Here is a 13183-nt window from a genome sequence, read left to right as displayed (position 1 = left end):
TAGCGGCGCGCGGATAGGGTTGGCACCTGTTTTTTTGGGAAAAACTGCACCTCCGTGAACGCACGAATAGACACAGAGAACGAAGCCTTTTCGGCTGCCGAGCTTGCCACGGCGGAAAGCCGTGCCTCTGCCACGCCGATGATGGAGCAATATATCGAGATCAAGGCGAACAATCCGGGTTCGCTGCTCTTCTATCGCATGGGCGATTTCTACGAGCTGTTCTTCGAGGATGCGCAGGAGGCTTCGCGCGCGCTCGGCATCACGCTGACGAAGCGCGGCCAGCATATGGGCCAGGATATCCCGATGTGCGGCGTGCCGGTGCATGCGGCCGACGATTACCTGCAGAAGCTGATCTCGCTCGGTTTCCGCGTCGCCGTCTGCGAGCAGGTCGAGGATCCGGCCGAAGCGAAAAAACGCGGCGGCAAATCCGTCGTCAAGCGCGATGTCGTCCGCCTGGTCACGCCAGGCACGATCACCGAGGAAAAGCTGCTTTCGCCCTCGGAATCCAACTATCTGATGGCGCTGACCCGCATTCGCGGTGGCGCCGAGCCCTTGCTGGCGCTGGCCTGGATCGATATTTCCACCGGCGTCTTCCGACTGGCCGAGACCGAAGCCTCGCGGCTGCTTGCCGATATTCTGCGCATCGATCCGCGCGAACTCATCCTGCCCGACACGATCTTCCACGATCCGGAACTGAAACCGGTCTTCGACGTACTCGGCCGCACCGCGGTGCCACAGCCTTCCGTGCTTTTCGACAGCGCCAGCGCCGAAGGCCGGATCGCCCGTTATTTCGGCGTCGCGACGCTCGACGGCTTCGGCAGCTTCTCGCGTGCCGAGCTGGCAGCGGCGGCCGCGGCCGTCGCCTATGTCGAGAAGACGCAGATCGCCGAGCGGCCGCCGCTTGGAAAGCCGGAGCGGGAAAGTGCGGCGTCGACGCTGTTCATCGATCCCGCTACCCGCGCCAATCTGGAGCTGGCCCGCACGCTGTCGGGCGACCGCAACGGCTCGCTCTTGAAAGCGATCGACCGCACCGTCACCGGCGGCGGCGCACGGCTTCTGGCCGAACGGCTGATGTCGCCGCTGACCGACCCCGCCCGCATCAACGCCCGGCTCGATTCGATCGGCTTCCTGATCGACGAACCCTCGCTCTGCGGCAAGCTGCGCGACACGCTGAAGCACGTGCCCGACATGCCGCGCGCTTTGTCGCGCCTGGCGCTCGACCGCGGCGGCCCACGCGATCTCTCGGCGATCCGCCAGGGCCTTCAGGCGGCGAGCGACGTTGCGGCTGCGCTGGCCAGCGCGATGCTGCCGGAAGAGCTTGGCCAGGCGCTGTCCGGGCTGCAGGCGCTTCCCGAAGCACTCGAAAGCCTGCTCGCCGAGACGCTTGCCGAGGAATTGCCGCTGTTGAAGCGAGACGGCGGCTTCCTGCGCGACGGCGCCAGCCCCGAGCTCGACGAGGTCCGGGCGCTGCGCGACCAGTCGCGCCGGGTCATTGCCGGCCTGCAATTGCAATATGCCGAGGAAACCGGCATCCGGTCGCTGAAGATCAAGCACAACAACATCCTCGGCTATTTCATCGAGGTCACGGCCGGCAATGCCTCGCCGATGACCGACACGGCTGAGGCCAAGGCCCGCTTCATCCACCGCCAGACGATGGCGAGCGCGATGCGCTTCACCACCACCGAACTTGCCGATCTCGAAAGCCGTATCGCCAATGCCGCCGACCGGGCGCTGACGATCGAGCTCGCCGCCTTCGCGAGGATGACGGCGGCCGTGGTTGCTGAGGCCGAGGCGATCAAATCCGGCGCCCGGGCGCTTGCGGTCATCGATGTTGCCGCGGGCCTGGCGCTGCTCGCCGAGGAGCAGGCCTATTGCCGGCCGCAGGTCGACGGCTCGAAGATGTTTGCCATCGACGGCGGCCGTCATCCTGTGGTCGAGCAGGCGCTGCGGCGGCAGGCGGGCGGCCCCTTCGTCGCCAACCATTGCGATCTGTCGCCGAAAACCGGCGACAAGGACGGCGCGATCTGGCTGCTGACCGGCCCCAACATGGGCGGCAAGTCGACCTTCCTGCGCCAAAACGCGCTGATCGCGATCCTGGCGCAGATGGGCTCCTTCGTGCCGGCGACCTCGGCCCATATCGGCATCGTCGACCGGCTGTTCTCGCGCGTCGGCGCCTCCGACGATCTGGCGCGCGGGCGCTCCACCTTCATGGTCGAGATGGTCGAAACGGCTGCGATCCTCAACCAGGCGAGCGACCGTTCGCTGGTCATCCTCGACGAGATCGGCCGCGGCACCGCCACCTTCGACGGCCTGTCGATCGCCTGGGCCGCCGTCGAGCACCTGCATGAGGCCAATCGCTGCCGCGGCCTGTTCGCCACGCATTTCCACGAGCTGACCGTGCTTTCGGAAAAGCTTGGCCGGCTATCGAACGCCACGATGCGCGTCAAGGAATGGGACGGCGACGTCATCTTCCTGCATGAGGTCGGGCCGGGTGCGGCCGACCGCTCCTACGGCATCCAGGTCGCCCGCCTGGCCGGGCTTCCGGCCTCGGTGGTGGCGCGGGCCCGCGACGTGCTCACCCGCCTGGAGGATGCCGACCGCAAGAACCCGGCGAGCCAGCTGATCGACGACCTGCCGCTCTTCCAGGTGGCGGTGCGGCGCGAGGACACGGCCCGCGGGCCGTCCAAGGTCGAGGAGGCGCTGAAGGCGATGAGCCTTGACGACATGACGCCGCGCGAGGCAATGGACGCGCTTTACGACCTCAAGAAGAAGCTGAAATAGGGTAGCGGCACGCGATGTTCATGGAAAAGCTGGTTCGCGAAACGGAGCGTCTGTCGCTCATATGCTCGATGCTCGACACGATGCGGCGCGCCGACGCCGACCGCAATGCGCGCGGCTGGACGTCGCCGATCGGGATGCTGAAAATCACCCGCTGTTGCGCTATGATCTCAGAACTCGGCACGTCGATCGCCAAGGCCGGCTATCGCGAATGCGACCGGCAGTCGCTCGAGGAGATCATGAGAGAGACACGGCAGGTGCTGCATTTGCTGAATGCGCGGGCCGCCCTCTGAGTTTTTCGGGAAAGCTGTCGCGCGGCTTACCAACACCATTTCGCCAAATTTAAAGGTTCTTGCAGTATGAGGGCGCGTGTCGATCGCCTGACGAAGGGGTTATAGCGCATGCAGACGAAACACGAGGCGAGCCCGGATCCGGCCGCCCGGCATGAACAGGAAACTGCCCCGGCGACAGCGATGCGCGAGCTTGATCTTTCCCATATCCTCGACGTCGACCTCTTGCAGAAGCAGTGCGACGCCGTTGCCGAGGCCAACCGCAACCGGCCCGACGTGCTGCGCGCGGACCTTCTCGCCGTCCTGAAAAAGGCAAGCACGGAAGGCCGGCAGAAGGCACGGGCCGCGCTGATGGCCGATGGCGGCGGACTGAATTGCGCCTACCGGATTTCCTGGCTGCAGGACCAGATCATCACCGTCCTCTATAATTTCGCCACCGCCCATATCTTTCCGCAGCAGAAGGACAAGTTCACGGTCACCGCCGTCGGCGGCTACGGCCGCGACACGCTGGCGCCGGGCTCCGATATCGACCTGCTCTTCCTTTTCCCGCCGCGGCCGACCGAGGAGACGCACAAGGCGGTCGAATTCATGCTCTACGTCCTCTGGGACATGGGCTTCAAGGTCGGCCACGCCACCCGCACGGTGGAGGAATGCATCGCGCTTTCGAAATCCGACATGACGATCCGCACCGCCATCCTTGAGATGCGCTACATCTGCGGCCTGCAGCGGTTGGGGACCGAGCTCGAGACCCGCTTCGACAAGGAAATCGTCACCGGCACCGGCCCTGAATTCATCGCCGCCAAGCTTGCCGAGCGCGACGAGCGCCACCGCAAGGCTGGTGATACACGTTATCTCGTCGAGCCCAACGTCAAGGAAGGCAAGGGCGGGCTTCGCGACCTGCACACGCTGTTCTGGATCTCGAAATATTATTATCACGTGCGCGACCAGGCGGAACTGGTCAAGCTCGGCGTCTTGTCAAAGCACGAATACCGCCTGCTCGAGAAGGCCGACGATTTCCTCTGGGCGGTGCGCTGCCATATGCATTTCCTCACCGGCAAGGCCGAGGAGCGGCTGTCCTTCGACATCCAGCGCGAGATCGCCGAAGCCTTCGGCTATCACACCCGCCCCGGCCTTTCGGCCGTCGAGCGCTTCATGAAGCACTATTTCCTCGTCGCCAAGGATGTCGGCGATCTGACCCGCATCCTCTGCGCCGCGCTCGAAGACCAGCAGGCGAAGTCGATCCCCGGCCTCACCGGCGTCATCAGCCGTTTCACCCATCGCACCCGCAAGATCGCCGGCAGCGTCGAATTCGTCGAAGACCGCGGCCGCATCGCGCTCGCCGACGCCGAGGTGTTCAAGCGCGATCCGGTCAGCATCCTGCGGCTCTTCCACGTCGCCGACATCAACGGGCTGGAATTCCACCCGGACGCGCTGAAACGCGTCACCCGTTCGCTGGCGCTGATCGATAACCGGCTCAGGGAAAACGACGAGGCGAACCGCCTGTTCATGTCGATCCTGACATCAAAACGCGATCCGGCGCTGATCCTGCGGCGGATGAACGAGGCCGGCGTGCTTGGCCGCTTCATTCCCGAATTCGGCAAGATCGTCGCGATGATGCAGTTCAACATGTATCACCACTATACGGTTGACGAACATCTGATCCGCACCGTCGACGTGCTCTCCGAGATCGACAAGTCGCGGTCCGAGGATCTGCATCCGCTGGCGAACAAGCTGATCGCGAACATCGAGGACCGCGAGGCGCTCTACGTCGCCGTGCTTCTCCACGATATCGCCAAGGGCCGGCTGGAGGATCACTCGGTCGCCGGCGCCCGCGTCGCCCGCAAGCTCTGCGCCCGCTTCGGCCTGTCGCAGAAACAGACGGAGATCGTCGTCTGGCTGATCGAGGAACATCTGACCATGTCGATGGTGGCGCAGACCCGCGACCTTACCGACCGCAAGACCATCACCGATTTCGCCGACCGGGTGCAGTCGCTCGACCGGCTGAAGATGCTGCTGATCCTGACGATCTGCGATATCCGCGCCGTCGGCCCCGGCGTCTGGAACGGCTGGAAGGGCCAGCTTCTGCGTACCCTCTATTATGAAACCGAGCTGCTGCTGGCCGGCGGTTTCTCGGAAGTCTCGCGTAAGGAGCGGGCGAACGCCGCCGCCGAGGCGTTGCGCGGCGCGCTCTCCGACTGGAGCCAGAAGGACCGCAACACCTATACCAAGCTGCATTACCAGCCCTATCTGCTCTCCGTGCCGCTTGAGGACCAGATCCGTCACGCCCATTTCATCCGCCAGGCCGACAAGGCAGGCCAGGCGCTCGCCACGACGGTGCGCACCGACAGTTTCCACGCGATCACCGAAATCACCGTGCTGTCGCCCGACCACCCGCGCCTGCTCGCCGTCATTGCCGGCGCTTGTGCCGCCGCCGGCGCCAACATCGTCGACGCGCAGATTTTCACGACGTCGGACGGCCGGGCGCTCGATACGATCCATGTCAGCCGCGAATTTTCCGACGATGCCGACGAACTGCGTCGTGCCGGCACGATCGGACGGATGATCGAGGACGTGCTGTCCGGCCGCAAGCGGTTGCCGGAGGTGATCGCCACGCGGGCGCGCAACCGCAAGAAGAACAAGGCCTTCGTCATTCCGCCGTCGGTCAACATCACCAACAGCCTGTCGAACAAATTCACGGTCATCGAGGTCGAATGCCTCGACCGGCCGGGACTTCTGTCGGAGATCACCGCCGTGCTCTCCGATCTGTCGCTCGACATCCAGTCGGCCCGCATCACCACCTTCGGCGAGAAGGTGATCGACACCTTCTACGTCACCGATCTTGTGGGACAGAAAATCTCCGGCGACAGCAAGCGCGCCAACATCACCGCCCGGATGAAGGCCGTCATGGCCGAGGAGGAAGACGAACTGCGCGAGCGCATGCCCTCCGGCATCATCGCGCCGGCCGCCACCGCCCGGACATCGCCCTCAGCCGACAAGAAAGCCGATTCGCCCGCATGAGCCCCACACGCATGAGTCAATACGCATGAGTCTCGTCAAGAAATTCGCGACCGTCGGCGGCGCCACCCTCGGCAGCCGCATGTTCGGCTTCGCCCGCGAAACGCTGATGGCCGCCGCCCTGGGCACCGGGCCGATGGCCGACGTCTTCTATGCCGCCTTCCGTTTTCCGAACCTGTTCCGCCGGCTGTTTGCCGAAGGCGCCTTCAACGCCGCCTTCGTGCCGCTTTTTGCCAAGGAGATCGAGGCGAACGGCACGGATGGCGCCAAGCGCTTTTCCGAAGAAGTCTTCGGCGTGCTGTTTTCGGTGCTGCTGCTCATCACCATCGTGATGGAGCTTGCCATGCCGCTCTTGGTGCGCTTCGTCATCGCGCCGGGCTTTGCCGACGATCCAGAAAAATTCTCGATCACCATCCGCATGGCGGCGGTGATGTTTCCCTATCTGATGTGCATGTCGCTGACGGCGATGATGAGCGGCATGCTGAATTCGCTGCATCATTTCTTCGCGGCGGCCATCGCGCCGGTTTTCCTCAACGTGGTGATGATCGGGGCGCTGTTTTATGCGCTCTATACCGGCGCCGATCCGCTGACGACGGCCTGGTATCTCTCCTGGGGCGTGCTTGCCGCCGGCGTCCTGCAGCTCGCCGTCGTCTATGTCGGCGTGCTGGCGGCCGGCATGAGCATCGGCTTCCGCTTCCCGAAGATGACGCCGAATGTCAAGCGGCTGCTGATCCTGGCGGTGCCGGCGGCGGTGACCGGCGGCATCACCCAGATCAACCAGCTGATCGGCCAGGCGATCGCCTCGTCGCGCGACGGCGCGATCGCTGCGCTGCAATATGCCGACCGCATCTACCAGCTGCCGCTCGGCGTCGTCGGCGTCGCCGTCGGCGTGGTGCTGCTGCCGGAACTCGCCCGGGCGCTGAAGGGCGGCCATCTGCGCGAGGCCGGAAACCTGCAGAACCGCTCGATCGAATTCGTGCTGTTCTTGACGATCCCCGCCGCCTTCGCGTTGTGGATCCTCTCCGACGAGATCATCCGCGTGCTCTATGAGCGCGGCGCCTTCCATCAGGAAAACACAGCCGTCGTCGGCTCGATCCTGGCGATCTACGGCATCGGCCTGCCCGCCTTCGTGCTGATCAAGGCGCTGCAGCCGGGCTTCTATGCGCGAGAGGACACCAAGACGCCGATGCGCTTTTCGGCGATCGCGGTTGCGACCAACTGCGCTACGGCTCTGACCCTCTTTCCTTATATGGGCGCGCCCGGCATCGCCGTTGCCGAAGCCACCGCCGGCTGGATCAGCACTATGCTGCTGTTCACCACGCTTCTGCGCCGCGGCCATCTGACATGGGAATGGGCGCTGGCAAAACGCACTGCGCTGCTGATCGTCGCCGCAGCCGTCATGGGCGGCGCCATCGTCTTCCTCAAACAGCACTTCGCGCCTGCGCTTGCCTCCGGCGCGCCGCTTCTGACCAAGATCGGCACGCTGGGCCTGCTGATCGCGATCTCCATGCTGGTCTATTTCGCCGCCGCCTTCCTGATCGGCGGAGCCAATCTCGGCATGATCCGGCGCAACCTGAACCGCAAGCCGGTGCCGGCAAAGGACCCGCAAGGCTAGGGAGATTGCCGCTGCCGGCCCGTTGCATGCCGGCATCGTCGAGCCACGATTCAAGACCCCTCCCCAACCCCTCCCCACAAGGGGGAGGGGCTTAGATGCCGCACCCGACGTGTTCCACTTCACTGTTTCATCCGCAGAAAGGTTGCTGCCTGGCGCCATACAGTGCGCCAAGTTAGCCCCTCCCCCTTGTGGGGAGGGGTTGGGGAGGGGTCTTCGCCGGCCACAAACCGGAACAACCACTCTGCGTCAACAATCCACCCACCGCCGCTGCGGTCCGACATCGACATGGACGATGCCGTTGCAATAGGTGCCGATGCCGCCGATGCCCGGCGCGCTTCTGGCGGCTGCGATGATGGTGCGCTCCGACAGGCCCGGCATCCTGATATCGGCCGCCAGGCATTTGCCGTGCAGGGATCCATGGCGTCGGGGATGCGGCCTGAGGCCGGAGGTGATCATCGGCCGGCGTCCGGTTTTTGCGGCGATATGCGACAGCACCGCCCGAAGACGCTCGGGAAAACAACCGGCACGGACGCTGACGGTCTGGACCGTGTAGGCAAGGCGCGCCTCCTGCTTGGGAATATGGATGGCCGGTCTCTTGCTGTCTTGACCGACGGCGCCGGTTGCGGATTGTAGGGCGAAAAGGCCTGCCATGGCGAGCAAACTGGCGTTCTGCATGGTCCCTCCGGGCGGTTGACAGGGCGGCCATCGCACGCCCCTGCGCGATCGAGGATTTTCAGTTCAATAAAAGCTTTTCTGTGAAATTTTATACTCAATTGTGAGTAAACAACTTGATCATTTTGGCTTAAAATAACGGATATTGCCGATCAAAATTGGAATAAACATCTCAATCGGGAGATATGACATGACGATCCAGTCGCTTTTCCTCGTCACCCTCGTCGTCGACGACTACGATCGCGCCAAGGCTTTCTACTGCGACGCCCTCGCTTTCGATTGCCTTCAGGACGAGAAACAACCGGAGGGCAAGCGCTGGGTGGTGGTGAGGCCCAAAGGTGGAGAGGGCGCCGCCTTTCTGCTGGCGCAGGCGGCAAACGAGGCGCAGCGGGCGGCGATCGGCAACCAGACCGGCGGCCGCGTCGGTTTCTTCCTGAAGACCGATGATTTCGCCCGCGACCATGCCGCAATGCTGGCAGCCGGCGTGCGCTTTCTCGAAGAGCCGCGGCATGAGGTTTACGGCACGGTCGCGGTGTTTTGCGATCCCTACGGCAACAGCTTCGATCTGATCCAGCATGCCACTGCCTGAACCCCTTGATTGCGACCGGTTGCCCGTGCATAAGCCGCGGCGTTGGCAACATGGGTGAACAACCCTGCTGCCATGCAGCAAACCAAAGCTGTGGGCCCTCCACCAGCCTATCGAGGACGACATGAGCGAATTCAAGAAACTCGTATTCTCCGGCGTGCAGCCGACCGGCAATCTGCATCTCGGCAATTATCTCGGCGCGATCCGCCGCTTCGTGGCGCTGCAGGAAGGCAATGACTGCATCTATTGCGTCGTCGACATGCATGCGCTCACCGCCCAGCTGGTGCATGAGGACATGCCGAGCCAGACGCGCTCGATCGCCGCCGCCTTCATCGCCGCCGGCATCGATCCGGAAAAACATATCGTCTTCAACCAGTCGGCCGTGCCGCAGCATGCCGAACTTGCCTGGATCTTCAACTGCGTCGCCCGCATCGGCTGGATGAACCGCATGACACAGTTCAAGGACAAGGCCGGCAAGGACCGCGAGCAGGCCTCGCTCGGCCTTTACGCCTATCCGAGCCTGATGGCCGCCGACATTCTCGTCTATCGCGCCACCCATGTGCCGGTCGGCGAGGATCAGAAGCAACACCTGGAACTTGCCCGCGACATCGCGATGAAGTTCAATCTCGATTATGCCGAGCATATTCGCAGAACCGGTTACGGCGTCGACATCACCGTCGGCAACGAGCCGGTGCATGCCTATTTCCCGATGGTCGAGCCGCTGATCGGCGGGCCGGCGCCACGCGTCATGTCGCTGCGCGACGGCACCAAGAAAATGTCGAAATCCGACCCTTCCGACCTGTCGCGCATCAATCTGATGGACGACGAGGACGCGATCTCGAAGAAGATCCGCAAGGCAAAGACCGATCCGGACGGCTTGCCGAGCGAGGTGGAAGGGCTGCAGGGCCGGCCGGAAGCGGACAATCTGGTGGCGATCTATGCCGCCTTGGCCGACAAATCCAAGGCCGATGTGCTTGCCGAATTCGGCGGCCAGCAGTTCTCCGTCTTCAAGCCGGCGCTGGTCGATCTCGCCATCCATGTGCTGGCGCCGATCACCGGCGAGATGCGCCGGCTGATGGACGATACCAGCCATATCGACGCGATCCTGCGCAAGGGCGGCGAACGCGCCAGGGCACGCGCCGAGGTGACGATGCGCCAGCTCCGCGACGTCATCGGCTTCCTCTATTAAGGCACATCTCCTCTTCTCCCGGCTGGGGGAAGAGGGAACTTCTCCCGAGGGGAGAAGAGGAAAAACTGAGCTTGCAATTTTTCTGCTTCGGGTGTCAGAGTCCGCGCCATGGTATCGAAGCGACTCTCACGGCTCGAAGGTCATCGCCGCAAATTCATGGCGGTAATCGACGGGACACCCGAATGCCAGCGCGCCGTTCATTATGCCGGCCGGCGCGCGAAGAATTCCAATGGCGGGCTGGTGCTGCTCTACGTCATCCCCGACGGGGATTTCCAGCAATGGCTGGGCGTCGAGGCGATCATGCGGGCCGAGGCGCGCGAGGAGGCCGAGGCGGTGGTGGCCAAGATCGCCCAGATCGTGCGCGAGACCATCGGCATCGAGCCGGAGATCGTCATCCGCGAAGGCGGTGCGGCCGAACAGATCAACGCGGTGATCGAGGACGACCGCGATGTCGCGATCCTCGTTCTGGCCGCCGGTTCGGCGAAGGAAGGTCCGGGACCGCTGGTTTCGTCGATTGCCGGCCGCGCGGCGGCGTTTCCGATCCCGGTCACGGTGCTGCCGGATACGCTGACCAATGAGGAAATCGACGCCCTCTGCTGAGAATTTCTTGAGTAAAAATCTCTTGAATGGAACCGGCAATCGGCTTATCTTCTTTTGAAGAATTCTAAAGACGGCGAAGCCATGGGCCGCCGCATGGAGACCCAGATGTTCATTCAGACCGAAGCCACGCCGAATCCCGCCACGCAGAAGTTCCTGCCGGGCAAGGTGGTGATGGAAAACGGCACGGCCGAATTCCGCAGCGCTGCGGAAGCCGAAGCTTCGCCGCTTGCTGCCCGCCTGTTCGAAATCCCGGGCGTGACCGGCGTCTATTTCGGCTATGATTTCATTTCCGTCTCCAAGGACGATGCCGAATGGCAGCATCTTAAGCCGGCTATTTTAGGCTCGATCATGGAGCACTTCATGTCCGGCAAGCCGGTCATGGGTGATGCCTCGATCCTTTCCGAGGACGTCGATGCCGGCGACGAGTTCTTTGACGAAGGCGACGAATCGATCGTGCTGACCATCAAGGAGCTGCTGGAGACCCGCGTGCGGCCGGCCGTTGCCCAGGACGGCGGCGACATCACCTTCCGCGGCTTCAAGGACGGCAAGGTCTATCTGAACATGAAGGGTTCCTGCGCCGGTTGCCCCTCTTCGACGGCGACGTTGAAGCATGGCGTCCAGAACCTGCTGCGCCATTTCGTCCCGGAAGTGCAGGAAGTGATCGCCGCTTAAAAACGTTCGTTCGTCCGGCCGTTCATCTCCCGTTCGGCCGGATGAATTTATCATCCGGCGACAATAGATTTTTCGGAAATTGATGGCATGATTGTTCTGGCGCTCGACACGGCAGGTGTAGACTGCGCTGCCGCCGTTTACGACAGCGGCAGGAATACGATGCTGGGGGAGGCATCGGACATGATCGGCAAGGGGCATGCTGAACATCTGATCGGTATCGTCGATCGCGCACTGGAACAGGCCGATATGACGCTATCCGATATCGACCGGATTGCCGTCACCATCGGTCCCGGCTCGTTCACCGGCATCCGCGTCGGGGTTGCCGCCGCTCGCGGTTTTGCGCTTTCGCTCAATGTGCCCGCCGTCGGCGTCACCACGCTCGAGGTCATGGCCTCAGCCCAGCGCGAGAAGACGCCTCATCGCGCCGTGCTGGCAGCGATGGACGCCAAGCGGGACGAAATCTACCTCCAGTCCTTTTCATCAGACGGTTCTCCCCTTGACGCGCCACGGGCGCTAAGCATTGCGCAAGCGCAAGCTTTTGCTGAAAGCTTCGACGGGGAGATCACCGGTTCGGCGACGCCGCTCTTGAAGGCCGACGCCGGCAGCGATCATACCAACAGTTTCCCGATCTCTATCGTGGCGCGCCTCGGTGCTGCCGCCTCCCCCGATGCCGGAAAGCCGAAGCCCCTTTATCTGCGCGGACCCGATGCCAAGCCGCAGGCCGGGTATGCGATTGCCCGACGAGTATGACGATGCTGGAAGCCTATCTGACGCTGAAGCCGGAATTCGAGATCATTGCGATGGAGCGCGAGGATTGCCGCGACGTCGCCGTCCTGCACGGCGAGCGTTTTGCCCGGCCCTGGGGCGACGGTGAATTTCACGGGCTGCTGATGCAGGAGACCGTGTTCGGCTTCGTCGCGCGCCAGACCAACGCCATCCTGAAAAAGCCGCTTCCCGGCTTCATCCTGGCCCGCCATGTTGCGGGCGAAGCGGAGATCCTGACGATCGCCGTCCAGGCCAAGGTCGCCCGCGCCGGGCTCGGCTGGCGGCTGATGCAGGCGGCGATGCGGGAAGCGCGCGCCCGCGGCGGCGAGAGCATGTTTCTCGAGGTCGACGACGGCAATACGGCAGCGCTTGGCCTCTATCGCAAGCTCGGCTTCGAAAAGGTCGGGGAACGCAAGGGTTATTACAAGCAGGAAAACGGCGCCCTCTCCACGGCGCTTGTCATGAAGCGCGTTCTTCGGTAGTTCCCTGCCAGCGAGAAACATGGACGCAGGCACGGCGCAACGCCGTGCGGCGTTTTCGAAACACGAATATCCCTAGAGGCCGGCCATGTCTGATGTAGCCAAGACCCTTGAGGAGCTTTGCACCGAACGCGGCATGCGCATGACCGAGCAGCGCCGCGTGATCGCGCGCATCCTGGAAGACTCCGAAGACCATCCCGACGTCGAGGAACTCTACCGCCGCTCGGTGAAGGTCGATGCGAAGATCTCGATCTCGACCGTCTACCGCACCGTGAAACTGTTCGAGGATGCCGGCATCATCGCCCGCCACGACTTCCGCGACGGGCGCTCGCGCTACGAAACGGTGCCGGAAGAGCATCACGACCACCTGATCGATCTGAAGACCGGCACGGTCATCGAATTCCGCTCGCCGGAGATCGAGGCGCTGCAGGAGCGCATCGCCCGCGAGCACGGCTTCCAACTGGTCGACCACCGGCTGGAGCTCTACGGCATCCCGCTGAAGAAGGACGATCTCTGAAGCGA

Annotated in this window: 12 protein-coding genes; 11 read left to right on the top strand and 1 reads right to left on the bottom strand. The window is 63.4% G+C overall.

Annotated elements, in window-relative coordinates; all coding sequences use genetic code 11:
* The first annotated feature begins 54 nt into the window (after window positions 1-54).
* The 4 genes from mutS (at window position 55) to murJ (ending at window position 7698) form a co-directional block, all read left to right on the top strand.
* Entirely contained in the window at window positions 55-2781 is a 2727-nt protein-coding gene (gene mutS, locus AMK05_RS02125) for a DNA mismatch repair protein MutS (RefSeq protein ID WP_064836110.1), read from the top strand.
* A gap of 14 nt (window positions 2782-2795) precedes the next feature.
* Window positions 2796-3071 carry a hypothetical protein gene (locus AMK05_RS02120; RefSeq protein ID WP_007633762.1) on the top strand — a complete coding sequence of 92 codons (276 nt, stop codon included), beginning with the start codon at window positions 2796-2798 and terminating at the stop codon, window positions 3069-3071.
* Between the two features lie 108 nt (window positions 3072-3179).
* Entirely contained in the window at window positions 3180-6086 is a 2907-nt protein-coding gene (locus AMK05_RS02115) for a [protein-PII] uridylyltransferase (protein ID WP_064836108.1), read from the top strand.
* A 25-nt stretch (window positions 6087-6111) separates the two neighbouring features.
* Window positions 6112-7698 (top strand): murein biosynthesis integral membrane protein MurJ, encoded by a 1587-nt coding sequence (gene murJ, locus AMK05_RS02110; protein WP_064836106.1) that lies wholly within the window; start codon window positions 6112-6114, stop codon window positions 7696-7698.
* A gap of 246 nt (window positions 7699-7944) precedes the next feature.
* Here the strand turns inward: murJ and AMK05_RS02105 are convergent, their stop codons facing one another.
* Window positions 7945-8373: a YcbK family protein gene (locus AMK05_RS02105; RefSeq protein ID WP_049730695.1), complete on the bottom strand. Its 429-nt coding sequence runs from the start codon at window positions 8371-8373 to the stop codon at window positions 7945-7947.
* A 187-nt stretch (window positions 8374-8560) separates the two neighbouring features.
* On the opposite strand from AMK05_RS02105, the gene AMK05_RS02100 reads away from it, so the two are divergent.
* The 7 genes from AMK05_RS02100 (at window position 8561) to AMK05_RS02070 (ending at window position 13178) form a co-directional block, all read left to right on the top strand.
* Window positions 8561-8959, top strand: coding sequence for a VOC family protein (locus tag AMK05_RS02100; protein WP_064836104.1), 399 nt, complete (start codon window positions 8561-8563; stop codon window positions 8957-8959).
* A gap of 121 nt (window positions 8960-9080) precedes the next feature.
* Window positions 9081-10145 (top strand): tryptophan--tRNA ligase, encoded by a 1065-nt coding sequence (gene trpS, locus AMK05_RS02095; protein ID WP_064836102.1) that lies wholly within the window; start codon window positions 9081-9083, stop codon window positions 10143-10145.
* 108 nt (window positions 10146-10253) lie between these two features.
* Window positions 10254-10745, top strand: a complete 492-nt coding sequence (locus AMK05_RS02090) for a universal stress protein (protein ID WP_003583845.1) — start codon at window positions 10254-10256, stop codon at window positions 10743-10745.
* Between the two features lie 105 nt (window positions 10746-10850).
* A complete protein-coding gene (locus AMK05_RS02085) occupies window positions 10851-11417 on the top strand; it encodes a NifU family protein (protein ID WP_049730790.1) in 567 nt (188 codons plus the stop codon).
* A gap of 87 nt (window positions 11418-11504) precedes the next feature.
* Entirely contained in the window at window positions 11505-12167 is a 663-nt protein-coding gene (gene tsaB, locus AMK05_RS02080; RefSeq protein WP_064836100.1) for a tRNA (adenosine(37)-N6)-threonylcarbamoyltransferase complex dimerization subunit type 1 TsaB, read from the top strand.
* Window positions 12164-12664, top strand: coding sequence for a GNAT family N-acetyltransferase (locus AMK05_RS02075; RefSeq protein WP_171899737.1), 501 nt, complete (start codon window positions 12164-12166; stop codon window positions 12662-12664). Before tsaB ends, AMK05_RS02075 begins: the two co-directional genes overlap by 4 nt.
* Window positions 12665-12749: 85 nt before the next feature.
* Window positions 12750-13178, top strand: a complete 429-nt coding sequence (locus AMK05_RS02070) for a Fur family transcriptional regulator (RefSeq protein ID WP_049730701.1) — start codon at window positions 12750-12752, stop codon at window positions 13176-13178.
* The last annotated feature ends 5 nt before the right edge of the window (window positions 13179-13183 follow it).

The sequence above is a fragment of the Rhizobium sp. N324 genome, assembly GCF_001664485.1.
Classification (GTDB): domain Bacteria; phylum Pseudomonadota; class Alphaproteobacteria; order Rhizobiales; family Rhizobiaceae; genus Rhizobium.
The sequence above is the reverse complement of the archived record's forward strand: the minus strand, read 5'-3'. Positions and strand labels throughout refer to the sequence as shown.